22 protein-coding genes are annotated in these 24654 nt (G+C 69.0%); 8 read left to right on the forward strand and 14 right to left on the reverse strand.

The window, feature by feature from the left end:
* Positions 1 to 55: 55 nt before the first annotated feature.
* Positions 56 to 1450: a cystathionine beta-synthase gene (locus ON31_RS24250; RefSeq protein WP_039817198.1), complete on the reverse strand. Its 1395-nt coding sequence runs from the start codon at positions 1448 to 1450 to the stop codon at positions 56 to 58.
* An 83-nt stretch (positions 1451 to 1533) separates the two neighbouring features.
* On the opposite strand from ON31_RS24250, the gene ON31_RS24255 reads away from it, so the two are divergent.
* The 3 genes from ON31_RS24255 to ON31_RS24265 all read left to right on the forward strand — a co-directional run bounded on the left by ON31_RS24255 (position 1534) and on the right by ON31_RS24265 (position 5177).
* A complete protein-coding gene (locus tag ON31_RS24255; RefSeq protein WP_039817051.1) occupies positions 1534 to 2028 on the forward strand; it encodes a hypothetical protein in 495 nt (164 codons plus the stop codon).
* Positions 2029 to 2135: 107 nt separating this feature from the next.
* Positions 2136 to 3356, forward strand: coding sequence for an acetyl-CoA C-acetyltransferase (locus ON31_RS24260; protein WP_039817052.1), 1221 nt, complete (start codon positions 2136 to 2138; stop codon positions 3354 to 3356).
* A 192-nt stretch (positions 3357 to 3548) separates the two neighbouring features.
* Positions 3549 to 5177, forward strand: coding sequence for an FAD-binding protein (locus ON31_RS24265; RefSeq protein WP_039817053.1), 1629 nt, complete (start codon positions 3549 to 3551; stop codon positions 5175 to 5177).
* Between the two features lie 103 nt (positions 5178 to 5280).
* On the opposite strand, the gene ON31_RS24270 is transcribed toward ON31_RS24265, so the two are convergent.
* The 6 genes from ON31_RS24270 to ON31_RS24295 all read right to left on the reverse strand — a co-directional run bounded on the left by ON31_RS24270 (position 5281) and on the right by ON31_RS24295 (position 13001).
* Positions 5281 to 6159 (reverse strand): Bax inhibitor-1/YccA family protein, encoded by an 879-nt coding sequence (locus ON31_RS24270; RefSeq protein ID WP_039817054.1) that lies wholly within the window; start codon positions 6157 to 6159, stop codon positions 5281 to 5283.
* A gap of 374 nt (positions 6160 to 6533) precedes the next feature.
* The gene (locus ON31_RS24275; RefSeq protein ID WP_039817199.1) at positions 6534 to 7457 is read right to left on the reverse strand and encodes an LLM class F420-dependent oxidoreductase; all 924 of its coding nucleotides are present in this window, start codon (positions 7455 to 7457) and stop codon (positions 6534 to 6536) included.
* 44 nt (positions 7458 to 7501) lie between these two features.
* Positions 7502 to 8650 carry a class I SAM-dependent methyltransferase gene (locus ON31_RS24280; RefSeq protein WP_039817055.1) on the reverse strand — a complete coding sequence of 383 codons (1149 nt, stop codon included), beginning with the start codon at positions 8648 to 8650 and terminating at the stop codon, positions 7502 to 7504.
* Positions 8651 to 8782: 132 nt separating this feature from the next.
* A complete protein-coding gene (locus tag ON31_RS24285) occupies positions 8783 to 10201 on the reverse strand; it encodes an MDR family MFS transporter (protein ID WP_029931321.1) in 1419 nt (472 codons plus the stop codon).
* An 83-nt stretch (positions 10202 to 10284) separates the two neighbouring features.
* Positions 10285 to 11961, reverse strand: coding sequence for a DUF885 domain-containing protein (locus ON31_RS24290; protein ID WP_255222238.1), 1677 nt, complete (start codon positions 11959 to 11961; stop codon positions 10285 to 10287).
* A 122-nt stretch (positions 11962 to 12083) separates the two neighbouring features.
* Positions 12084 to 13001, reverse strand: coding sequence for a ribonuclease Z (locus tag ON31_RS24295; RefSeq protein WP_039817200.1), 918 nt, complete (start codon positions 12999 to 13001; stop codon positions 12084 to 12086).
* A gap of 175 nt (positions 13002 to 13176) precedes the next feature.
* Between ON31_RS24295 and ON31_RS24300 the strand changes: the two genes are divergently transcribed.
* Positions 13177 to 13590 (forward strand): DUF6153 family protein, encoded by a 414-nt coding sequence (locus ON31_RS24300; protein WP_051037688.1) that lies wholly within the window; start codon positions 13177 to 13179, stop codon positions 13588 to 13590.
* 92 nt (positions 13591 to 13682) lie between these two features.
* Positions 13683 to 14294 carry a DUF305 domain-containing protein gene (locus ON31_RS24305; RefSeq protein WP_051037689.1) on the forward strand — a complete coding sequence of 204 codons (612 nt, stop codon included), beginning with the start codon at positions 13683 to 13685 and terminating at the stop codon, positions 14292 to 14294.
* Between the two features lie 153 nt (positions 14295 to 14447).
* Here ON31_RS24305 and ON31_RS24310 read toward each other — a convergent pair whose 3' ends face one another.
* The 3 genes from ON31_RS24310 to ON31_RS24320 form a co-directional block, all read right to left on the reverse strand.
* Positions 14448 to 14738, reverse strand: coding sequence for a hypothetical protein (locus ON31_RS24310; RefSeq protein WP_029931316.1), 291 nt, complete (start codon positions 14736 to 14738; stop codon positions 14448 to 14450).
* A gap of 151 nt (positions 14739 to 14889) precedes the next feature.
* Positions 14890 to 16398 (reverse strand): APC family permease, encoded by a 1509-nt coding sequence (locus ON31_RS24315; protein ID WP_029931315.1) that lies wholly within the window; start codon positions 16396 to 16398, stop codon positions 14890 to 14892.
* 408 nt (positions 16399 to 16806) lie between these two features.
* Positions 16807 to 17847: an NAD(P)-dependent alcohol dehydrogenase gene (locus ON31_RS24320; protein WP_039817057.1), complete on the reverse strand. Its 1041-nt coding sequence runs from the start codon at positions 17845 to 17847 to the stop codon at positions 16807 to 16809.
* Between the two features lie 101 nt (positions 17848 to 17948).
* Here ON31_RS24320 and ON31_RS24325 point away from each other — a divergent pair, with 101 nt between their 5' ends.
* Entirely contained in the window at positions 17949 to 19436 is a 1488-nt protein-coding gene (locus tag ON31_RS24325) for a flavin-containing monooxygenase (RefSeq protein ID WP_051037690.1), read from the forward strand.
* 105 nt (positions 19437 to 19541) lie between these two features.
* Here ON31_RS24325 and ON31_RS24330 read toward each other — a convergent pair whose 3' ends face one another.
* Genes ON31_RS24330 through ON31_RS24340 form a run of 3 tightly spaced genes read right to left on the reverse strand, consistent with a single transcriptional unit; the run spans position 19542 to position 21722 of the window.
* Positions 19542 to 19850 carry a chorismate mutase gene (locus ON31_RS24330; protein WP_039817058.1) on the reverse strand — a complete coding sequence of 103 codons (309 nt, stop codon included), beginning with the start codon at positions 19848 to 19850 and terminating at the stop codon, positions 19542 to 19544.
* An 11-nt stretch (positions 19851 to 19861) separates the two neighbouring features.
* A complete protein-coding gene (locus ON31_RS24335; protein ID WP_039817059.1) occupies positions 19862 to 20455 on the reverse strand; it encodes a TetR/AcrR family transcriptional regulator in 594 nt (197 codons plus the stop codon).
* Positions 20456 to 20495: 40 nt separating this feature from the next.
* On the reverse strand, positions 20496 to 21722 hold the full coding sequence (locus tag ON31_RS24340) for a cytochrome P450 (RefSeq protein ID WP_039817060.1): 1227 nt from the start codon (positions 21720 to 21722) through the stop codon (positions 20496 to 20498).
* 168 nt (positions 21723 to 21890) lie between these two features.
* On the opposite strand from ON31_RS24340, the gene ON31_RS24345 reads away from it, so the two are divergent.
* Positions 21891 to 22415, forward strand: coding sequence for a GtrA family protein (locus ON31_RS24345; RefSeq protein WP_039817061.1), 525 nt, complete (start codon positions 21891 to 21893; stop codon positions 22413 to 22415).
* Positions 22416 to 22423: 8 nt separating this feature from the next.
* Here the strand turns inward: ON31_RS24345 and ON31_RS24350 are convergent, their stop codons facing one another.
* Positions 22424 to 23923 carry an amidase gene (locus ON31_RS24350; RefSeq protein ID WP_039817062.1) on the reverse strand — a complete coding sequence of 500 codons (1500 nt, stop codon included), beginning with the start codon at positions 23921 to 23923 and terminating at the stop codon, positions 22424 to 22426.
* A 120-nt stretch (positions 23924 to 24043) separates the two neighbouring features.
* Here ON31_RS24350 and ON31_RS24355 point away from each other — a divergent pair, with 120 nt between their 5' ends.
* A complete protein-coding gene (locus ON31_RS24355; RefSeq protein WP_081592695.1) occupies positions 24044 to 24634 on the forward strand; it encodes a TetR/AcrR family transcriptional regulator in 591 nt (196 codons plus the stop codon).
* Positions 24635 to 24654: the final 20 nt, after the last annotated feature.

Consider the following 24654-nt stretch of genomic DNA (forward strand, 5'->3'; position numbering starts at 1 on the left):
GAAGAAGCCCGCCCGACCTCCCGGTCGGACGGGCTTCGGCGAACGTGCCGCGGGCTCAGTGCCCGAGGGCTCCCGTGCTCAGGAAGCCGAGCAGATCGTGGCGGGTGATCACGCCGACCGGCTTGCCGTCCTCGACCACCATGAGGGCGTCGGTCTCCTCCAGCGCCTTGGTGGCGGCGGACACCGGTTCACCCGAACCGATCAGCGGGAACGCGGGGCTCATATGCTGTTTGACCGAATCGGTGAGGTGGGCACGACCCTCGAACACCGCGGACAGCAGATCGCGTTCGGACACACTGCCCGCAACCTCCCCCGCCATGACGGGCGGTTCCGCGCCGACCACCGGCATCTGCGAGACACCGTATTCGCGCAGGATCTCGATGGCGTCGCGCAACGTCTCCTGCGGGTGGGTGTGCACCAGATCGGGCAGCGCACCGGACTTACCGCGCAGCACGTCGCCGACGAGCGGTTCGGTGGCGGCGGAACCGTCCAGCCGCGAGCGCAGGAAGCCGTACGAGCTCATCCAGTCGTCGTTGAAGATCTTGGACAGGTAGCCGCGGCCGCCGTCGGGCAGCAGCACCACGACCACCGCGTCCGGATCGCGCTCGGCGACCCGCAGCGCCGCCACCACGGCCATACCGCAGGAGCCGCCGACCAGCAGCCCCTCCTCGCGGGCCAGGCGACGGGTCATATCGAAGGAGTCGGCGTCGGAGACGGCGATGATCTCGTCCGGGACGGCCGGGTCGTAGGCGCTGGGCCAGAAGTCCTCGCCCACCCCCTCGACCAGGTAGGGGCGGCCGGTGCCGCCGGAGTACACCGAACCCTCCGGATCCGCGCCGATGATCTGCACCTTGCCGCCGGAGACCTCCTTGAGGTACCGGCCGGTGCCGGTGATGGTGCCGCCGGTGCCGACGCCCGCCACGAAGTGGGTGACCTTGCCCTCGGTGTCGCGCCAGATCTCCGGGCCGGTGGTCTCGTAGTGCGAGTCCGGGCCGCCCGGATTCGAGTACTGGTCCGGCTTCCACGCGCCCGGGATCTCGCGCACCAGGCGGTCGGAGACGTTGTAGTAGCTCTGCGGGTCCTCGGGCGCGACGGCGGTCGGGCACACCACGACCTCGGCGCCGTAGGCACGCAGGACGTTGCGCTTGTCCTCGCTCACCTTGTCCGGGCAGACGAACACGCACTTGTAGCCGCGCTGCTGCGCGACCAGCGCCAGACCCACGCCGGTATTACCGGAGGTGGGTTCGACGATCGTGCCGCCCGGCCGTAGCAGCCCGGCCTGCTCGGCGGCGTCGATCATCTTGACGGCGATGCGGTCCTTGGAACTGCCGCCGGGATTGAGGTACTCGACCTTCGCGGCCACCAGTCCCGAGTTCGGACCCACCACGGAGTTCAGCCGGACCAGCGGGGTGTTTCCGATCAGATCGACGACATGGTCAGCAATGCGCATGCCCTCCATCGTTGCAGAAAGGAGATCGGGGCCTGCGCGCACATCGGCCGATGGCGGGGCGCGCCACACTACCCTGGGCAGCTATGACGTCGCCGACGAGCGTTCGCAGTGCCGCGGTGTTCGGAAGTCTCGCCTGTGCCGCAACGGTGTTCGCGGCCACGCCCGCAGCCGCTGCGGCCGTCGAATTCCCGCAGGTGCCGAGCCTGATGCGGAACGGATACTGCGGGGGCGCGATCCGCAGCTGGGCGGAGACCGCGCCGGAGTATCCGGGCCGGGCGATCATCAATGTGCAGGCGCTGCCCATCGGCGGTCTGGGGCCGGGCACGTATTCGGCCGCACCGCTGTGCGAGACGGTCACCACGGTCGCCTGGCGGAATGTGAACACGGGCGCGGCGGGCGAGTACCGCGTCACCGTGGTGGCCGGGATCTACGGCAGCATCCAGTACGCGCAGTTCCAGGACACCGGGCCGGGACGGGTCGACGTGACGATCTACACGGATATGCCGAATGTGCCGCAGCACGGCAGTTTCGTCGTTCCCGCACCGCCCCCGCCGCCCGCCGAGCCCGCCGAGCAGTGAGAAATCCCACCGTCACTGAACGGGATACCGGCATACCGGATGTTTCCCCGCTCACACGGCCGTCGTAGATTCGAATGCGGTTCCACCCCTGCGAGTAAGGAGTCCTCATGCCAGAGGCCGTCATCGTTTCGTTCGCCCGTTCGCCTATCGGCCGCGCAGGCAAGGGTTCGCTGGTGAGCATGCGCCCCGACGACCTCACGGCGCAGATGGTGCGCGCGGCCCTGGACAAGGTGCCCGCCCTCGCGCCGACCGATATCGACGATCTGATCCTGGGCTGCGGTCAGCCCGCCGGTGAGGGCGGCTTCAATATGGCCCGCTCGGTCGCCGTGCAGCTGGGTTACGACACCCTGCCCGGCGTCACCCTCAACCGCTACTGCTCCTCCTCGCTGCAGACCACCCGGATGGCCTTCCACGCCATCAAGGCCGGTGAGGGCGATGTGTTCATCTCCGCCGGTGTGGAGACGGTGTCGCGCTTCCCGAAGGGCACCGCCGACGGCTGGCCCGACACCCACAACCCGCTGTTCGCCGACGCCGAGGCGCGCACCGCCAAGCGTGCCGAGGGCGGGGCCGAGGTGTGGACCGATCCGCGTGAGAACGACATCCTGCCCGACGTCTACATCGCCATGGGTCAAACCGCCGAGAACGTCGCCCAGTTCACCGGCATCTCCCGCGAGGAGCAGGACCACTGGGGTGTGCGGTCGCAGAACCGTGCCGAGGAGGCCATCAAGTCCGGCTTCTTCGAGCGTGAGATCACTCCGGTGACGCTGCCCGACGGCACCGTGGTCTCGACCGACGACGGTCCCCGCCCCGGCACCACCTACGAGAAGATCTCGCAGCTGAAGCCGGTCTTCCGCCCCGACGGCACCATTACCGCCGGTAACGCCTGTCCGCTCAACGACGGTGCGGCGGCGCTGGTGGTCATGAGCGACACCAAAGCCCGCGAGCTCGGCCTGACCCCGCTGGCCCGCATCGTGGCGACCGGCGTCTCGGGCCTGTCGCCGGAGATCATGGGCCTCGGCCCGATCGAGGCGGTGCGCAAGACCCTGAAGACCGCCAACATGACCATCGACGATCTGGACCTGTACGAGATCAACGAGGCGTTCGCGGTGCAGGTGCTCGGTTCGGCCCGCGAACTGAACATGGACCTGGACAAGCTGAACATCTCCGGCGGCGCCATCGCCCTCGGCCACCCCTTCGGCATGACCGGCGCCCGCATCACCGCCACCCTGATCAACAACCTCCAGACCCAGGACAAGCAGTTCGGCCTGGAGACCATGTGCGTGGGCGGCGGCCAGGGCATGGCGATGATCATCGAACGCCTCAGCTGAGCCGTACCCGATCGAACGCCGGAAGGCCCGCCCGACCGACCGTCGGGCGGGCCTTCCGCTGTTCCAGGGAGAGGACGAGTATCCGCCGTAGTCTCGGCTCTCGCGCCCGAAGCGCACCCCAAACTAGAACGCGTTATAGTCTGCCCCACGTGTTCCGAGCGGCCGGGGGACCGGCGTGGGAGGGTGACAGCAATGGTGCGGACCTGGGACGAGGCGGCGGATGTGCTGGTCGTCGGGTACGGCGGGGCGGGGGTCGCGGCGGCGCTCGCGGCGCGGGAGGCCGGGGCGGGGGTGGTGGCGATCGATCGGTTCGGGGGTGGGGGTGCGACCGCGCTGTCCGGGGGCATCATCTACGCCGGGGGTGGGACGTGGGTGCAGCGGGCGGCCGGGGTCGCGGATGATGTCGATGCCATGTACGCGTACCTGCGTGCCGAGGTCGGCGACGCGGTGGGCGAGGCGACGCTGCGCCGGTTCTGCGAGGAGTCACCGGCGATGATCGACTGGCTGACCGAGCACGGTGTGCCCTTCGAGGCATCGCTGTGCCCGTACAAGACCTCGTATCCGACCGACAACCATTACCTGTACTACTCGGGTAGCGAAATCGCCGGTGGTTTCCGGGAATTGGCGACCCCGGCGCAGCGCGGGCATCGCGCCCACGGGCCGGGCGTCTCAGGCAAGAAGGTGTTCGCGCCGCTGGCCGCCTCCGCCGCGGCGCACGGTGTGCGGGTCCGGACCGCCACCCGGGCAACGCGACTCGTCGTCGAAGACGGGCGGGTCGTCGGTGTCGAGGCCGTAACGCTCGCGCACGCACCCGGCGCGGTGCGGCGACAGTTCGCGGCGCTGGCGCGGATCTCGGCGAAACCCGGTGTGTACCACCCGGGTTTGCGACGCATGGTGCAGCGCCGTCTCGACCGCATCGAACAGCGCTACGGCACCGTGACGCGGCTGCGCGCCGATTCCGCCGTCATCATGACCACCGGTGGTTTCATCGCCGACGGCGAGATGGTGCGGCGGCACGCACCCGAGTATCCGTGGGCCTCGGGCCTCCCGCTGGGCACGGCGGGCGACGACGGCAGCGGTATCCGCATGGCGCAGGAACTCGGTGCCGCCACCGACAAGATGGGCACCATCTCGACCTGGCGGTTCATCGCGCCGTCCAGCGCCTTCTTCAGCGCGCTCGCGGTGGACGTCCATGGTGAGCGCATGATCGACGAGTCCCGCTATGGCGCGGCGCTCGGCGGCGCCATCGTCACCCGGCCCGGTCAGCGGGCGTGGCTGGTGCTCGACGCCGACCTGCTCGCCGAGGCCCGCGGGCAGCTCGCCACGCAGTCGGTGTGGTTCCAGCGTATGCAGTCCGAACGGCTGCTGCGGTTCGGCCGCATCACCGGGGGCTCACTCGAGGAGATCGCCGCCCGTGCCGGTATCGACCCGGCCGGGCTGCGGCGCACCGTGGACGCGCACAATGCCGCCATCGCCGCCGACCGTCCCGATCCGATGGGCAAGCCCGCCGATATCCGCCGCCCGCTCCAGCGCGGCCCGTTCACGCTCCTGGACATCTCGGTCCGCTCCGCGCTCACCTACCCGACGCCCATGCTCACCCTCGGCGGCGTCCGTGTGGACGAGACCACCGGTGCCGTGCTCACCGAGACCGGCGAACCCATCCCGGGCCTGTTCGCGGCGGGCCGCACCGCCGTCGGAGTCTGCTCGAACGGCTATGTCAGCGGCCTGTCGATCGCGGACTGCGTCTTCTCCGGCCGCCGCGCGGGCGTACACGGCGCGCGGGCGACCGCCGCACACCCGGACGGACTGGCGAACGCCTAGCTCGGCGAGGAGATCCGCGTGCTCCCGCCCGTGCGGGGAGAGTCCGGACAAACGACAGGGCGGGCACCGGATTTCCGGTGCCCGCCCTGTTCTCGTGTCTCCGCTAGTCGTTCTGGAAGTACGACAGCAGACGCAGGATCTCGATGTACAGCCACACCAGGGTGACGGTCAGGCCGAGAGCGACACCCCAGGCCGCCTTCGCCGGGGCGTTGGCGCGGATGAGCTGGTCGGCGGCGTCGAAGTCCAGCAGGAAGCTGAACGCGGCGATGGCGATGACCACCAGGCTGAAGATGATGGCGATGGGGCCGCCGTCCCGCAGGCCGAAGCCGCCGGGGGTGAAGAACGCGGCGATGAAGTTACCCAGCACCAGCACCAGGATGCCGATCATGGCGCCGACGATCATGCGGGTGAAGCGCGGGGTGACCCGGATGGCCCCGGTCTTGTACACGACCAGCATGCCGAAGAACACGCCGAAGGTGCCGAGCACGGCCTGCGCGATCATGCCCGCACCGCCCACGCCGCCGAATTCGACGCCGGTGAACATGTACGACAGCGCACCGAGGAACAGACCCTCGAACGCCGCGTAGCTCAGCACGATGGCCGGGTTGTCCTGCTTGCGCCCGAAGCTGGCGACCAGCACCAGGCCCAGACCCACCAGGCCGCCGACGATCACGAACAGCGGCGCGAGGTTGTGGTTGTACGAGGTGAGGCCGTACGACAGGATCGCGCCGAGGGTGACCACACCCAGCGTGATACCGGTCTTGGTGACCACGTCGTCGATGGTCATGGGCCGAGTGGTCGGCACCGGCATCTGCTGGTAGCCCTGCGGCGGGTAGCCACCCGGAGGCTGGCCGTACCCGTACGGCTGCTGCTGTGCGAACTGTCCGGCTCCAGCGGCCGCCGAACCAAATCCGGCGTAGCCGCCGCCCTGCTGCTGTTGCGGCGTCAGGTTCCGGAAGACCGGATTGCTTGTGGTGCGCAAGGCGCGTCCCTTTCTGGAGTCGTGGCTCACGACACTCGTGGCCTCGTTCTACAGTCTCCAACGTCCGACGGCGGCTGTCAGTTCCCGACACCCACCGCGTTTCAGACAAATCGGACTTTACCGCGTGGTCGGTCTGTTGACCGACTCACGGAAGAGCCCGCAACGACCGACATGGCTCATGACCATATCCGCGATCCGCTCCCGACGGTCCAGACCCCACCGAATCCCGGCAGCGATTGCCGCGCGCGTCAGCAAACGATCGCAGGCACCGGCGGGCGTGATGGTGTCACGCCGCGTGCAGCGGGGCTGCCCGTTGGCGGTCGCGTCTACCGTCAGCGCAGCCGCACGCCACCAACCAACCGTGAGAGAGCCGACTACAGCTGGCTCGTGACCTTGTCCGCGATCAGTTCCAGATGGTCCAGGTCCTCCAGATCCAGGATCTGGAGGTATACCCGGCTGGTGCCCGCTTCGTCGGCGTAGCGGCCGAGTTTGTCGACCACCTCGTCGGGGCTGCCCGCCAGGCCGTTGGCCTTCAACTCGTCCACCTCGCGGCCGATGGCGGCGGCGCGGCGGGACACCTCGGCGTCGTCGCGGCCTACGCAGGCGATGAGGGCGTTCGAGTAGACCAGCTCGTCCGGGTCGCGTCCGGCGTCCTTGGCGGCGGCGCGCACCCGCTCGAATTGGGCGGCGGTGTCGGCGATCGAGGAGAAGGGCATGTTGAATTCGTCGGCGTAGCGGGCGGTGAGGCGCGGGGTGCGCTTGGCGCCGTGGCCGCCGATGATGACGGGGATCTTGGGCTGAACCGGCTTGGGCAGGGCAGGCGAGTCGACCAGCGTGTAATGCTCGCCGGTGAAGCTGAAGGTCTCCCCCGCCGGGGTGCCCCACAGGCCGGTGAGCACGGCCAACTGTTCCTCGAAGCGCGGGAACTTGTCGGCCGGGAACGGGATGCCGTAGGCGGTGTGCTCCTCGGCGAACCAGCCTGCGCCGAAACCGAATTCGACGCGGCCGCCGGACATGGCGTCCACCTGGGCGACCTGGATGGCGAGCACGCCCGGGTGGCGGAAGGTGGCCGAGGTCATGAGGGTGCCGAGCCGGATGCGGGAGGTCTCGCGGGCCAGTCCGGCGAGGGTGGTCCAGGCGTCGGTGGGGCCGGGCAACCCGTCGGCGTCGCCCATCTTCAGGTAGTGGTCGGAGCGGAAGAAGGCGTCGTAGCCCAGGTCCTCGGTGGCCTTGGCCACGGTGAGGAGGGTGTCGTAGGACGCGCCCTGCTGCGGTTCGGTGAAGATTCGAAGATCGATTCGGGCCATGCGTCCCATTGTGCTCCGGGGACTGTTCGGTCGATTTACCGGCCGCTGTCGTGCAGGCCGCGCACCGACCGCGTGACGGTGAACTTCCGGTTACGCCCGATCACCTCGGTCTTGCCGACCATGCGCTCCATCACCCCGCGATAGTTGAGATGCGAGTTGTAGACCGTCCACAGCTCACCGCCCGGCCGCAGCACCCGCCCGGTCTGCTGGAACATCTTGATGGCCGAGCCGGTGTGCACGGCCGCACCCACGTGGAAGGGCGGATTGCAGAGCACCAGATCGGCGCTGTTGTCGGGCGCGTTGGACATGGCGTCGTCACGCAGCACGGTGACCCGGTCGGCGACCGCGTTGAGCGCTGCGGTGGCGCGACTGGAGGCGACCGCCGCGGCGGACTGGTCGGTGGCCGTGACCCGCAGTCCCGGACGGGCTTTGGCCAGCGCCACCGCGAGAATGCCGGTGCCGCAACCGAGGTCGATGGCCTCGCGGGCATCGGGCTTCATGCGCTTCAGGAACTCCAGCAGGTATCGAGTCCCGATATCGAGGCGCGGGCCGGAGAACGCCGCCCCGTGCGCGACCACCTCGAGATCGCGGTCGTCGAGCCTATTGCACACCGGGAACGGCGGCTCACCAACGGGTTTGGGTTCGGTGGCGGTGAGGATCCGGGACTTCTGCCGCCCACGGCTGGCCCGCACCGAGCCGAAGTACTCGCCCAGCACGTCGTTCATGGCGGGCGTGAGGTACTTGTCGCGGCCGCCCGCGAACACCTCCACCTCCGGATCGGCGTAGCGGGCGATGGCATCGGCGATCTCGGCCAGCCCGGACAGGGCGCGCGGCAGGCGCAGCAATACCACCCGCACATCCGCGAGCAGGCGGCGACCGAGTTCGTGGGCCGCGTAGCGGTCGGCGAGTCCGACCACGCGGGCATTGTGGGCCAGAGCCTGCTCCCCGGTGAGCAGATCCTGATGCACCCGCACGCCACGTAGGTCGTGCGCGGCGATGGCCCCGAGGGTGAGCGCACCATAGCCGTCGTCGATCACGGCGACCCGCCCGTCCCCCGCTGCCGCGAGGGATTCCGCCGCCACATCCAGCATCAACCGATCGGCGGCGTCCACCGCGTAGAGGTTCTCCGCCTCCACATCCGGATACCGCCGCAACCGGCTCAACACGTCCTCGACCTCAACCACACCTACAGTGTGCTAGATCATTGCCACGCTGTCCCATTCGGCCGGTTCATTGTGCTATCTCGTTACGAGATCGCCTGCGCCACCCGGCAATACCTCGCAAACCACTCGCAACTACCGCAGTGAAACTGCGAATCACTGGGTTGCTGAGGCTTCGCGCACTCTCGGCATCATGGCCGAGGCGGCGACCATGACCACCGCCATCCCGGCGACGGCGAGGAATACCAGGTGGATGGCCGGGGACAGCGCCTCCGGCGCGGGATGATCGCTGCCGCCGACCCGGGAGTTCACCAGCGCGCCGAACACCGCCACGCCGACGGCACTCCCGAGCGAACGGGCGAACATATTGGTCGCGGTCACCACCCCGCGCTCGGTCCAGTCGACGGCGGACTGCGCGGCGATCAGGGTCGGCGTCGCCACCAGGCCCATGCCGGTGCCGACGATGAAGCACCCGACCGCCACCCGGAGCAGACCGGAATCGGCGTCGACGAGCAGCAGGGTCGCCGCCCCGACCGAGCCGAGCGTGCTGCCGATGAGGGCGGTGCGCCGGAAGCCGATGCGCAGGTACACCTTTCCGGCCTGCGAGGCCGCCAGCGGCCAGCCCATGGTGAGCGCACCGACGGTGAGCCCCGCCGCCAGTGCGCCCGTACCGAGCACACCCTGTGCGAAAGTCGGCACATACGAGGTCAATCCGAGTATCACCGCGCCGATCAGCAGCGACACCGTACTGCTCGCCACCACCACGCGCCGGGTGAAAACCCATAGCGGCAGAATCGGATTGGCGGCCCGACGCTCGACCAGGCCGAACAGCACGAGCGCCAGCGCCCCGCCGCCGAAGAGCGCCAGACTCGTCGGCGCACTCCAGGCCCAGGCGTGCCCGCCCTCGAGCAGGGCGAGTATGAGCGCGCCCGCACCCACCGTGAGCAGGGCCGCGCCCAGATAGTCGATGCGATGCGTCTGCCGGGTCGCCCTCTCGGTGAAGTGGCGTGCCAGCATCCACGCCGCCAGTGCGGCGAGCGGCAGATTGATCAGGAAGATCCAGCGCCAGCTCACGTACTCGGCGAAGACACCGCCCAGTACCGGCCCGAGCACCGACGAGGCGGCCCACACACTGGCCAGATAGCCCTGCACCTTGGCGCGTTCGGCGACGGTGTACACATCCCCGGCGATGGTCATGGACATGGGCGCCACCGCGCCCGCGCCGATGCCCTGCACGGCCCGGAAGGCGATGAGCGCCACCATGCTGGTGGCCAACCCGCACAGCAGCGACCCGAGCGCGAAGACCGCGATGCCGAACAGCATGACCGGTTTGCGGCCGAGCATATCCGCGAGCTTGCCGTAGATCGGCACGGTCACCGCCTGCGCCAGCAGGTAGATGGAGAACAGCCACGGGAACTGCGCGAACCCGCCGAGTTGATCGGTGATGGTGAGCACGGCGGTGGCGATGATGGTGGAATCCAGCGCCACCAGCGAGGTCGCCAGCATGAGGGAGGCGAGCAGCGGCCCCCGTTCGGACCGGAAGCCGATGTCGGGACGCACCTCGGTGGCTGTCATCGGCATCCTCTTCTCATTAGCTCGACTTATCAACTGGGTCGAACATATTCGAGGGGCCGCTATTCCCTCACCGGGTTTTCCGGCTACAGCGTCGCGGCCAACTCCCGCAGCACCGGCAGGCTCACCGAGCCCGAACCGAGCACCACATCGTGGAACGCCTTGATGTCGAACGCGGCCCCGAGCCGCTGCCGCACCTGCTCGCGCTGGCGCATGATCTCCAGCTGTCCGACCTTGTACGCGACCGCCTGCCCCGGCATGGCGATATAGCGGTCCACCTCGATACGGATCTCCTCCACCCCCACCGGCGCGTTCGCCACCATGAAGTCGATGGCCTGCTGCCGCGTCCAGCCCTTGGCGTGCAGTCCGGTGTCGACCACCAGGCGGCAGGACCGCCAGGAGTCACCGGCCAGCATGCCGATCCGGCCGAGATCGTCCGGATAGAGCCCCATCTCGTCGGCCAGGCGTTCGGTGTAGAGCGCCCAGCCCTCCACGAAGGCGGTATTGGAGAAGGACTGGCGCTGGAAGCGCGGCAGCCCCTCGAGCTCATTGGCGATGGTGAGCTGGAGATGGTGGCCAGGAATGGCCTCGTGATAGGCGACCGAGGCGGTCTCGTAGCGGTTGCGCCCCTTGGCGTCGTACTGGTTGACGTAGTACGCGCCATTGCGGGAGCCGTCGGCGGCGGGCGGGAAGTAGTACGCGGCGGGCGCATCCGCGGCCAGGAATTCGGGGACGGGGAGGATATCGCAGGACTGCCGGGGCAGCCTGCCGAACCAGTCCCCCATCACCGCACCGGCCGCGGCCAGGCAGCGCCGGGCGTCGGCCATGATCTCGTCGCCGTCGCGGTAGCGCAGCTCCGGATCCTCCCGCAGCCTGGTGAAGATCTCGCCGAGGTCGTCGGTGCCGAACAGCCGCGCGCCGACCTCGCCGTATTCGGTGCGCAGCGTGGCCAATTCGGCCAGGCCGAGTTCGTGGATCTCGTCCGCGCCCAGGTCGGGCAGGGTGGTGTGGTGGCGCAGCAGGCGGGCGTAGATATCGGCTCCGTCGTCGCCGAGCCAGGACAGGCCGGGGCGGTCGTCGGGGCGCGCCACCGGCAGCAGCTCGGTGGCGAGCGCCGCGCGGTAGGCGGCGAACGCGGGGCGGATGACATCGCGTGCCACCTCGGCGAGCTCTGCGCGCCACGCGGATTCGCCGTCCCAGTCGGGCGGGCCCGGGAAGGTGACGAAGGGGTCGGCGGCGAGATCGGAGGCCAAGTAGCCGTCGAGCTGATTGAGCGAGCGTTCGATGGTGATGCGGGCGGGGGTGCGTCCGGCGGCCACACCGTCGCGGAAGCGCTGCACCGCCTGCGCCATCAGATCACCGAACTGCCGGTAGCGCTCGAGCAGCCCCGCCGCGTTCTCCGGTCGCGGCGCGTTGAGCTGCGGAGCCATGGTGAGCATGGCCGCGTGCACGCCCGTCATCTGATCGGAGGCCATCTCCGCGGGCCGCCAACCCAGCTGGTCGATGGCGGAGGTGAGTTCGGTGCGCAGCAGGCTGCGGGTGATGCGGTCGGTATCGGACAGCCGTCCCGGATCCAGGGCGTCCACCTCACCCAGCAGGGCCTGCCAGGTGCCGAGCAGCCGGGCATCGGCCGCCGCGGAGAGATCCTCGATGCGATCGTCGAAGCGCCTGTCCCCCAACAGGGTTGCCTCACTCGGTGCGGATTCCAGGAACGCATCCCAGAAGCGGTCCGCCAGCTCGATCAGCTCGTCGTGTGCGTCCATGCGATTCATCATGCCGCACGCCTTACCGCCGACACGGCGAAGTTTCGACCACGCGTCCCCAGATGAGCGCGGGCACGGGGCTGGATGGAAACCTGACCGGCGAGGCCCCGGTCGCGAGCGCGTTATCGTCTCGGCGGCACCGGAATCCGCGCCAGATCTTCCGCCACCACGATCTCGCCGTCGAAGTGGGCGCGCGCCTGGTCGAGGTGGTCGTCGAGGGCGCCGTAGCGCTGGGAGAAGTGGGTGAGCACCAGGGTGCGCACGCCCGCGGCGGCGGCCACCTTGCCCGCTTGACCGGCGGTGAGGTGGCCGTACTCCTCGGCGAGGTCGATCTCCGCGTCGAGGAAGGTGGCCTCGATGACCAGCATGTCCGCCCCTTCGGCGAGGGCGTACACGCCGTCGCACAGGCGGGTGTCCATGACGAAGGCGAAGCTCTGGCCCGGACGCGGTTCGCTCACCTGGTCGAGACCGATTGTGCGGCCGTCGATCTCGATGCTCCCGGCATGCTGCAACTCGCCGACGATGGGTCCGGCCAGGCCGTATTCGCGCAGCAGATCGGGGACGATGCGCCGCCCGTCGGGCTCGTCGATGCGGTAGCCGAAGGCTTCGACCGGATGCGACAGCGGTTCCGTGCGCAGTGTGAAACCGGCGTCGGGGGCGGGTAATTCGCCCGCGGCGGCAATGGGACGCGGGCGGAGTTCGGCATGGTGGCGGTAGGCGGTGGAATCGCACAGTCGTTGATAGAACCGTTCGCCGGAGGCCGGGTAGTACACATCGACGGCGTGCGGCACCCGGTCCAGGCTGATGCGCTGCACCACCCCCGCCAGCCCCAAGCTGTGATCCCCGTGGAAGTGTGTGATGCCGATACGGGTGATGTCGGTCGCCGACAGCCCCGCGTAGATCATCTGCCGCTGCGTCCCCTCCCCCGGATCGAACAGCAACCCCTCGCCGTCCCACCTCAGCAGGTAGCCGTTGTGGTTGCGCTGCTTGGTCGGCACCTGGCTCGCGGTTCCGAGAATGACCAGTTCGCGCTGTGACACGCGCGCCACGCTACCGCCTATGGCCGACGAACCCGAGTCGGAGCGCACCGCGCGTTCCGGCCACCGGCCTCCGCCCCGGCCGGAATCGGCACGGCTACGCGGCCTCGAATCGCCCACCCAAAATACCAACAGGGGGTATGCGGTAGATCCGAGATCGCGCCGCTACACTGGCCGCGTGGACGAACAGCAAACGCCGCGCACCGCCGGGTACGCCCGCGCGCTGGCCCTGTTCGTCCTGCTGGCCGGGGTAGTCATCATGCACTCGGGAGCCTTCGCACCCAGCGGCAGCGGCCACCACGGGGCAACCGGGCCGGAAGCCCCGCGACTCACCGTCCACAGCGCCGACCCTTCCGCGCATGCACCGACCTGCTCGGATGGTGACTGCACGCCGAACAATACCGGATCGCACGGCTGCGTCTTCGTACTGACGGCGCTCGCGCTGGCGCTGGCGCTGGCGGCCCTGTACTGGGTGGGCTGGACACGCCCCGGACTCGCCGGTCCACGCCCGCGCTGGTGGCGTGCAAAACGCTCCCGTCCGCCGCCGTGGACGGTCCTCACTCTGGCCGAATTGGCGATTCTCCGAATCTGATGGGCAGCGCCGTCTCCGCGTCGCACGGGCGCGGCGGCGCGATCACGCCTGCCTTCATCACATTCACACGCCAATTACCAAGGAGTACAGACATGTTCGAATCGACCCGGGTGAAGCTCGCCATCCTCACCGGCCTCTCGTCGGTCGCCCTCGTCGCCGCCGGGTGCGGCGGGAACGACGCCGCGACGGTCCAGGCGGTGGACGGCGGTGCCACCACCTCGGCCGCGGCCGCCACGCGCAGCGATTTCAATGCCGCCGATGTGGAGTTCCTCCAGATGATGTACCCGCACCACGCCCAAGCCGTGGAGATGGCGAAGCTGGTGCCGGGCCGCACGCAGAATCAGGAGCTCATCGCACTCGCGCAGGCCGTGGAGCAGGCGCAGGCACCGGAGATGCGGCAGATCTCCACCCTGCTGGTGAGCTTCGGCAAGTCCGCCCCCAGCGAGGACGGCGGACACGCGGGACACGGCGGTATGCAGGGCATGATGTCGCCGGAGCAGATGACGGCCCTGGAGCTGGCCAGCGGCGCGGCGTTCGACGAGAAGTGGATGACCATGATGATCGAGCACCACCAAGGCGCGATCGCCATGGCGGAGACCGAGCTCGCCCAGGGCGTCAATGCCGACGCCAAGCAGCTGGCCCAAGCGATCATCGCGGCCCAGCGGACCGAGATCGACCAGATGCGGGGCATGCTGGGGCAGTAGATGGTCTGCGGTCCCACGGCCGACGCACCAGCCCACATACCACCAGCACACGCCACCAGCCTCGGCCGAGGTAATGGCGGTGCACCCGAATAACACGAGGCGGGCGGGTCGATGTCGACCCGCCCGCCCTGAGGGGTTGTACTCGCCCGGGCGCTAGGTCCCGATGACCGAGTTCATGATGGTGCCCGCACTGGTGGCGGTGGCGCCGCCGATCATGGCCCCGGCCACCATCTTCGGAGATTCGAGTCCGCCACCGCTCCACTTCTCCCAGGCGAATCGGCCACCGCCGTAGGTGATGGCGGTGACGCCCGACAGCAGCACGAACCAGTTGAAATAGCGGACCAGCTTCATGAGTTTGTCGGCGACCGGCGGCGTTTCCGGCGTCGGGTTGCCGACCTGCGCGATGACCGTCGTATACGTGTCGTGTACGGCGGCGAGAAGCATGCTCACAATCGGTTCCTCTCGGATGCTGAGGTGATGCTGGTGTGGCATGTGACGCTTATCTCGATTATCAGAGCCATTGAACATCACTCGCGGTGGTGGCGTCATGACGACACACCACCACCGCGACCTCGGAGCCGGAACCGAAAGTTAGCTACTTCTCGGTAGCAGTCTTCCCAAGCAGGGAGTGGCGACGACCGTAGAGGAAGTACACGACGAACCCGATCGCCATCCAGACCACGAACCGCAGCCAGGTCTCCACCGACAGGTTGAACATGAGCCAGGCGCAGGCCAGCACCGACAGGATCGGCAGCAGCGGCACCAGCGGCACCTTGAAGCCGCGCGGCAGGTCCGGTCGACTGCGGCGCAGCACGATCACACCCAGCGACACCAGTACGAACGCGAACAGCGTGCCGATGTTCACCATTTCCTCGAGCGTGCCGAAGTCGACGAAGCCGGCCAGCACCGCGCACACCACGCCGACGATGGCGGTCAGCCGCACCGGCGTGCCCTGCGTTCCGGTGTGCGCCAGCTGACGCGGCAGCAGCCCGTCGCGCGCCATGGCGAACAGCACGCGGGTCTGCCCCAGGTACATGACCATGACGACCGTGGTCAGACCGGCCAGCGCGCCGATGGAGATGAGGTTCTTGGCCCAGTCGACGCCGTGCACCGCGAAGGCGGTGGCCAGCGTGGAGTTCCCCTCCAGTTCGGTGTAGGGCACCATGCCGGTGAGCACCAGCGAGACGCCCACGTACAGCACGGTCACGATGACCAGCGAGCCCAGGATGCCGCGCGGGACATTGCGCTGCGGGTCCTTGGTCTCCTCGGCGGCGGTGGCGACCACGTCGAAGCCGATGAAGGCGAAGAACACGATGGAGGCGGCGGCGAGCAGGCCGTACCAACCGAAGGTGCTGTGGCCCGCGCCGGTGACGAAGGAGAACAGCGACTGGCGCAGGCCCTCGTTGGCGGCCTCACCGTCCTGCGACGGCGGAATGTAGGGGGTGAGGTTGGCCTTGTCGAAGTAGGTCGCGCCCACCACGATCACCAGCGCGATGACGGCAAGTTTGATGGCGACGGCCACCGCCGACACTCGCGAGGACAGCTTGGTGCCGCGCGCCAGCAGAATGCCCAGGATGGCGATGAGCAGTACCGCGCCCCAGTCGAAGGTGACCGGCCCGAGATCGACCACGGGGGTGTGGCCGCCCAGCACCACGCCGAGGTATTGCGACCAGCCCTTGGCGACCACCGCGGCGGCCAGCGCGAATTCCAGGATGAGGTCCCAGCCGATGATCCAGGCGGCGAGTTCGCCGAAGGTGGCGTAGGAGAAGGTGTAGGCGCTACCCGCCACCGGCACGGTGGAGGCGAACTCGGCGTAACAGAGCGCGGCCAGGCCACAGGCGACGGCGGCGAGCACGAAGGCCAGCGAGACAGAGGGTCCGGCGAGGTTGCCCGCGGTGCGCGCGGTGAGGGTGAAGATACCCGCGCCCACCACCACGGCCACGCCGAAGATGGTGAGGTCCCAGGCGGTCAGGTCCTTGCGGAGTTTGGCATCGGGTTCATCGGTGTCACGGATGGATTGTTCGACCGATTTGGTGCGGAACAGTCCGCTGCCGCGGCCCGCCCCCTGCCCGGTCGTGTTCCGATCAGGGCCCGATAGCGCCATGGTCTCTCCTATGTCTGGCTTCTCGGCAACAATGCAGTTCGGCACCGGGCGAATGTCCGCCCGATGCCTGTGTCGTTCGCCTTCACCGCGACCTGAGGGCACAACTGCCGGTCATGCCCCGATCGCTGCTTCCGGTCTCGGGGCGAGACAAGAGTTGTCGGCGTCACACGGAACGGTAGCACTGGCTGGTACGTACCAGTGCAGCAACCGCCGAGGCAACATGAGCTGGTCTACGGCACGGGCCGCGATTGCCGACCCGTGCTCCCGACCCGACACAGAGGTTGCGCGAACTCACGCGACCGGACTACCCGTCGGCTCACCCGGCATGCACCCGTTCCCGCGAGTCGGGAGCCGATCCCCCGCCCGGCACACGTGCGGCGTCACGAGTCGGGAGCCGACCGCGGGTCGCTACGGCACCAGGACCGCACGGCCTCGAATCTGCCCGGCGTCCAAGCGCCGCAGCGCCTCCGAACCGTCGGTGAGGTCGAAGCGCTCGACCTCCATGCGGAGCTTGCCCGCCTGCGCGAGTGCGACGCAGTCGTAGAGGTCGCGGCGGGTGCCGCCGAGGGACTTGCGCACCGAGGCGCCCCAGGGCCAGCCGGGGCCGCCAGCCGGTCCGGTGGTGATCTCCGGTGCGCCGTCGCCGATGCCGACCATCCGATACGCACCATTGGGCGCGACGGTCCGCACCGCGAGCGTGGCGGTCGCGTCGGCGCCGACGAAGTCGAAGACCGCGTCCGCGCCGCGTCCGCCGGTGAGGTCGAGAATCTGCTGGGCGGCATCGTCTTCGGCGAGGATGCCGATATCGGCGCCGCAGTCGGCGGCCAGTTCCAGTTTCTCCTTCGCCACGTCGACGGCGACGACCCGTACCCCGCTGACCGCCCGCAGGATCTGCACCGCCACATGCCCGAGCCCGCCGATGCCGATGGCGACCGCCGTTCCGCCGGGCCGCAGTTGCTCCCGTGCGCCCCGGATGGCGTGATACGCGGTGAGTGCGGCGTCGGCCACCGGTGCGGCCTGCACGAAGTCGAGATCTCCGATGGGAACGAACGAGGTCGCCGGTACCCGAACGTATTCCGCCATCCCGCCCTCGACGGTGAGCCCCGGACACGGCGGCATGGCGGTCCGTCCGGCGGCCAGGCACACATTCTCGTTGCCGCTCACGCATTCCCGGCATACGCCACAGGTCCAGAACAGGTACACCACGCCGCGCTCCCCGAGCTCACGACCCGCGACATCCGTTCCGACGGCCTCGATGGTGCCCGCGATCTCGTGGCCGAGGGTGAGCGGCTCCTCGCGGATTCGGACCGGGAAGTTCACCAGGGTCAGGTCCGAATGGCAGACACCCGCCGCGCCGACGCGCAGCAGCAGATCGCTCGGGCCGATCTCGGGGACGGGGATATCGCGGACGGCCACGGTTTCGGGGCCGGTCCACTGCAGTGCTCGCATGGTGATTCCTTCGGAGTTTCGAGCGTGATCTGGCGCACACCGTAGCATTCGCTATACACTGCGTCCAGCGAGTGACTCGGTGTCCAGCGAGGAGTGTCTACGTGCCGAAACACCTTGTCGACCAGGCTTCTGCCACTCCGCGCATTGCCATCGTCGGGGCCGGGATATCCGGTATCGCCGCCGCCGTGGCGCTGCGGCGGGCCGGATTCGAGGACTTCACCCTCTACGAGAAGGGCACCGACTACGGCGGCACCTGGCGCGACAACACCTATCCGGGCCTGGTGTGCGACGTACCCTCGCGGTACTACCAGTTCACCTTCGCCATGAATCCCGACTGGACGCGGCTGTATTCGACGGGCGCGGAGATCAAGGCATACCTATGTCGCGTGGCGCGGGAACGAGACCTGCTCCGCCGCACCCGATTCGGCGTCGAGGTGGTGGGCGCGGAGTACACCGGGGCGGGCTGGCGGGTCACGCTCTCGACCGGCGAGGTGGAGCACTGCGATTTCGTGCTGTGCGCCACCGGATTCCTGCGCGATCCGCACGTGCCGGACATCCCGGGTCTGGACTCCTTCACCGGAACCGTCATGCATTCGGCGCGCTGGGATCACGATGTCGAGCTGACCGGCAAGCACGTCGGGGTGATCGGAACCGGCTCCACCGGAACCCAATTGGTAAGCGCGCTGGCCGGGCAGGTGCCTCGGGTGGTGCTGTTCCAGCGCACCCCGCAGTGGATTCTGCCGACCGTGAACCGCGAGTACTCGGCGGCGGCCAAGGCCGTGTACCGGCGCGTACCCGCACTCGGCAGGCTGGCCTACGGCGGCAATCGCGCCGCCTTCGCGCTGTTCTCCCGCGGACTGGTGCGGCCGGGTCCGGTGCGGCGATTGGTCCAGTGGGTGGTGGCGCGCAATCTGCGCACGGTGCGCGATCCGGAACTGCGACGGCGGCTGACCCCCGACTACCAGGCCATGTGCAAGCGCCTGGTGGTCTCCGACCGCTTCTACGCGGCCGTGCAGCGGGCGGATGTCGACCTGGTCACCGCCGGTATCGACCGGGTTCTTCCGGACGGCGTGCGCACCACCGACGGCGTCGAACACCGCCTCGACATCCTGGTGCTGGCAACGGGATTCGACTCCCACGCCTATATGCGCCCGATGGCGATCACCGGCCTCGGCGGTCGCACCCTGGACCAGGTCTGGGTGCACGGCCCGCGCGCTTTCGAGGGCATGATGCTGCCCGACTTCCCGAACCTGTTCATGCTCATCGGCCCGCACAGCCCCGTCGCGAACCACCCGCTCACCGCGGTCGCCGAGGCGCAATCCCACCGCATCGTGCACTGGCTGCGCCGCTGGCGCGCAGGCGAATTCGCCGCCGTCGCCCCGACTCCGGCGGCCACCGACCGCTACAACGCCGGCCTGCGCGCCGCCGCACCCGGCACGGTCTGGACCACCGGCTGCCGAAGCTGGTACCTCGGCGCGGACGGCCTCCCCGAACTGTGGCCCGGAAGCCCCGGAGCCTACGAGAAACTCATCCGCCGCACACCCGCCCCAACCGACTACCTACTGACCCACGCGATGAGTCGGCACTGAACCACCGGCCCGAACAACCAGCCGCGCCCACCCGGACCGGCTGCGCTTGGGCAGTCCGCGCCAGGGGCGCGGGGTGGGCAAGCGCGGCGCACTCCAACCGAGTACCTACTCCATGCCCCGGGCGTGCCCGGCGATCTCCGCATGCTCCCCGAGCTCCAACTCGATGAACGCCCCGATCATGGCCCGCCACACCGCCTCCGCGACCTGGGGTGCGAGCCCACCCGCGCGCGCCCGCTCCTGCGCCAGCCCCACCACCCGCTCGACCCGGTCGGGCGCGCGCACGGCCTGTTCGTCGGTTTTGAAACGCGCGGCGGCTCGCACCAGCCGCTGACGTTCGGCGAGCAACCCGATCAGTTCCCCGTCGAGCGCGTCGATGCGAGCACGGACCTGATCGAGCGATTCGAAATCGGACACGCTGGGCGACCCTAATGCCCCACGACCGCGCGACTCACCAGCGGGGCCACGAATTCCTCGAGCATGGCCCGCTCATCGGCCTCGTCCCGGCCGGGCGCGGCCAACAGCGACACGATCACCCGGGTCAGCCAGCGCGCCAAGCGTCCACGCTCCTCGCGATCGACGACCGAGGTCGCGAACAGCCCACCGGCGATGGCCTCGATCACCTCGGAATCCTGACTGATCCGACCGGTGGAACCGGACTCCCCGGGCCGGAACCACGCCATCAGCACCGGATCCGACCGCACCTCCCGCACCGCCGTCAGCATGGCGGTGACGACCTGTTCGGGAGCGTCCTCGACTGTCTCCACCTGCGCGAACACCCGCGCGGCGATCCGGCGCGCCTCCCGGTGCACGAACGCCAGGCGCACCGCCTGCCGATTCTCGAAGTACCGGTACAGGGTGGCTCGCGAGCATCCGGCCGCCGTGGCGATGTCCCCCATGCCCACGGCCCCCGGCCCTCGTTCGGCGAACAGTCGCGCCGCGGCGTCGAGTATGCGCTCGGCCGCCAGATCGGCCCGCTGCTCCGCCAGCCAGTCCCGACCTCCACGCCTGTCCTTCGCCATAGCCGCCGAGGGTATGCGATCGCTCATGGACACCGCCCGGTCACGCCGCGCGCAACGGCACGCTGACCGGCCAGCGCACGTAGTTCCCATCCGACCACCGCACCCCGTCCAGGTCGACGCGGAACTCCGGGCAGCGCGCCAGCAGTTCCTCGAGCGCGACCCGGGCCTGCATGCGCGCGGCGGCCGCACCGAGGCAGTGGTGGTGGCCGTGGCTGAAGGTCAGAATGCGCTTGGGCTGCCGGTGGATGTCGAGTTCGCCCGCGGTGGGCCCGAATTCGCGCTCGTCGTGATTGGCGGACGCATAGAGCAGCAGCACTTTCCGTCCGGCCGGAATGGTGGTGCCGTGCAGTTCGACGTCCCGGGTGGTGGTGCGGGCCAAACCCTGTACGGGCGAGGTCATCCGGAGGAATTCCTCCACCGCGTCGGGAATGAGCCCGGGATTCGCCGCGAGTCGTGCGCGCTGTTCCGGATACCGGTGCAGCAGTTGCACGGCCCCGCCGAGATTGCCGGTGGTGGTGTCATTGCCGCCGGTGATCATGGTGAAGGCGAAGCCGAGAATCGCCAGGACGCCCTCGTCGTCTCCGTCCGCCCCCAGACCGGAGGCCAGCAGGTGCGAGATGGTGTCGTCCTCGGGTTCACTGCGGCGGCGGGCGATGAGTTCGGCGAAGTAGCCCACCATTTCACCCAGAGCCGAGGGCATTTCCGCACCCGCGGCGAGCTTCGCGCCGTCCACCGCGCCGCCGACGATGGCGTGGGTCCACTCGTCGAACTTCTCCCGATCCGCCTCCGGCACACCGAGATAGTGGGCGACCACCATGGTCGGCAGCGGTTTGAACAGTTCGGCGACGATATCCCCGGATCCGGCCGCGCGCAGGCGCTCGATCCGTTCCACCACGAACGCCCGCACCGCGGGTTCCACCGAATTGACCTGGCGCGGTGTGAATCCGCCCGCGACGCGGCGCCGGAAGTCGGTGTGCTCGGGTGGATCCATGAAGACGAACGGCTTGATCGGAATGCCCGCCGCCTCGAGGTTCATATAGTCCACGGTCAGCCCGGAGGCGGACGAGTAGGTCTCCGGGTCACGAGCCGCCGCGTACACATCCGCGTGCCGCGAGAGCACGTAGAAGTCCTCCGAGGCGCGCCCCGCCGGGAGCACCCGGTGCACGGGATCGTGTTCCCGCAGGGCGGCGTACATCGGCCAGGGATCGCGCCAGCTCTCCCCCGACATCAGCTCGAAACGGACTTCCTGAGACGCCATTGAACCCATGAATCGACGGTAAGACATATTGCGGATTCTGTCTAGAACACGTTCCAGTACCACGCTGCCGTCTCACGATGACTCCGCTCCCCGGCGGTCGACGTCCCCGCATCGAATCGACCCCGGCGGATCGGCATCGACCGAGCGACCGCGCGGATCGTCGGCTAGCCTGGCGGCGTGTTCCTGGTCCAGGCTGTCGTCGCACGCGTGCCGAGCCGAATGCTGTCGCTGTTCGTTCGCCACGCGGAGCTGCTGAAATTCCTGACCGTCGGCGGGATCGCCTTCGTCACCACGGTCGTGCTGTTCTTCGGCCTGAAGTGGACCGTCCTACAGGAGAAGCCGGTCACCGCGAATGTGATCGCGGTGCTGCTCGCCACCGTGCTGTCCTACATCCTCAACCGTGAATGGGCCTTCACCGCGCGGGGCGGTCGGGAGCGCCGCCACGAGGCAGCGCTGTTCTTCCTGGTGGCCGGCATCGGCATGGTGATCAACCAGTTGCCGCTGGCGGTGTCCAGCTATGTCTTCCAGCTGCGCACCCCGCACGTCTCCCTGCTGGTGGAGAACATCGCCGATTTCATCAGCGCCTCGATTATCGGCACCCTGCTCGCCACGGTGTTCCGCTGGTGGGCCATGCGCCGATACGTCTTCCCGCACACCGTCGTTCCCGATCTGGAGCGCGGGGATCCGGTCCAGCGCCGGTGAGCGCGCGGCTAATCCGCGTCCACCACACCGAGATTGTCCGGGTGCCGATCGAACCACGGTCGGGCGGTTTCGATTTCCGCCGCCAGCTGGAGCAGCAGATATTCGGCCCCCGAGGGTCCGACGAATTGGACACCCAGTGGTACGCCGGTTTCCGTCCAATGCGTGGGCACGCTCATGGCGGGGCGGCCGGTGATATTGGCCAGCTGCGTGAACGGCACCGCGGACAGGTTCGAGGTCACCAGATCGACGTAGAAATCGGTGCGGGAGAGCAGCTTTCCCGCGCCGAGGCGCAACAGCGGCGGCAGCACGGTATCGGCGAGTGCGGGCGTGCGATGCTGCCCGATCCGCAGCGGCGGCGTGGCCAGGGTGGGGGTGAGCAACAGGTCGTAGGTGTCGTGGAAGGCGGCGAGAGCGCGGGTGTAGGTGTTCCAGCGCGCGTGTGCCGCCATGAGTTCCGGACCGGTGACCGCACGGCCGACGGCGGCGAGCACCTGGGTGTCGATATCGAACTCCGTTGGGGACGCCCCGCTCACCTCGCACGCGACCGCCAGTTCCGCGGCGGCCATGGCGGTCCAGGCGGTCATGAAGTCCATGGCCATCCGCGTGCCGTCGATGGCGGGCGCGGCCGGTTCCACGGTGTGCCCCAAATTCTCCAGCAGGCGTGCGGCGTCCTCCACGGCGCGCACCGCCTCGGCGTCCACCGGTGAGCCCGTAGGCGATTCGCAGGTGTAGCCGATGCGCAGGCGGCGTGGCGGTTCGGCGACGGCGTCGCGGTAGGGCCGATCGGGTCGCGCCACCGGGTACGGCGCGCCGGGATCGGGCTGGCTCAGGATGTCGAGCATGACCGCCGAATCACGCACGCTGCGCGCTACGACGCCGTCGGTGACCGCGCCGAACAGCAGGTCTCCGTAGAGCGGTCCGCTGGAGATGAGCCCGCGGCCCGCCTTGAGGCCGAACAGTCCGGTGCAGGCGGCGGGGATGCGGATCGAACCGCCGCCGTCGCTGGCCCCGGCCACCGGGACGATGCCCGCCGCCACCGCCGCCGCCGAGCCGCCGGAGGAGCCGCCGGGGGTGCGGGTGGGATCCCACGGATTGCGGGTGGACCCGAAGGTGCGGGTCTCCACGACCGCCTTGCTGCCGAATTCCGAGGTGGTGGTCTTGCCGAAGATGACGAGACCGGCATCGAGCCAGCGCTGCACGACCATGCTGTGCCGTTCGACGGCGACCTTGCGCAGCGGTCCGGTACCGCCGGAGGTGGGGTACCCGGCGTAGTCCTGCCCGAGGTCCTTGATGAGGAACGGCACCCCGGCGAGCGGGCCGGCGAGCGGGCCGGCGGCGCGCTGTCGGGCAGCGCGCTCCATCAGCAGGCTCACGGCGTTGATCACCGGATCGATCGCGGCGCAGCGGTCGAGCGCCAACTCCAGCAGGTCGGTCGGGTGTATCTCCCCGCGCTCGACCAGGGCGGCCAAGCCGACCGCGTCGTGGGCGCGGTACTCGTCGAATCGCATACTCGTCTCCTTCCGCGGGCCGTCCCGGGCCTCCCCGTCGATAGTAGGCGTACCAACCGGTTACGTAACCACTTGGAACGGTAAAATTTGCTCATGGTGGAAACCGATAGGCTGCCCGCGATGAGCGAGAAGAGGATCGACGGCCGGACGCTGCGGTTTCAGCATCGCCGCCCGGAGCTGCTCGCCGCCGCCACCGAGTACGTCCTCGACAATGGCGTACGCGACCTCACGCTGCGCCGGGCCGCGCAGGCCGTCGGCGTCAGCCACGCCACCCTCATTCGACATTTCGCCACCAAGGACGCCCTGCTGGCGGAGGTCCTCGAACATATCCGCGCCGATTTCGAACAGCGCATCCTCTCCGCGGAGATCCTGCGCGTCGAGTCGGCGGTCGACCTGCTGCGTGCGGCGTGGCGGCATCTGTGCCAGCCGCGCGAACAGCGACAATTCCTGGTCCTGTTCGAATTGGTCGCCACCGCCGCGCGCACGCCGAACCATCCCAACGCCCGGCTGGTCACCGACTGGCTGACGGTGATCGAACGCCAGCTGGCGCGGTACGGCTGGCCGCCGGAAAGCATCTCCCGGACCGCCACCCTGATCCTGGCGCAGGTGCGCGGACTGCAATTGGATCTGATCACCACCGGGGATCGCGCCCGCGTGGACGACGCCTTCGAGGCAGTGGTGGAATTCCTGTCACGAACGCCGTCCGCCTGAAATTCCACACCGGCGTGATC

The sequence above is a fragment of the Nocardia otitidiscaviarum NBRC 14405 genome (assembly GCF_000308635.1).
GTDB lineage: Bacteria > Actinomycetota > Actinomycetes > Mycobacteriales > Mycobacteriaceae > Nocardia > Nocardia otitidiscaviarum.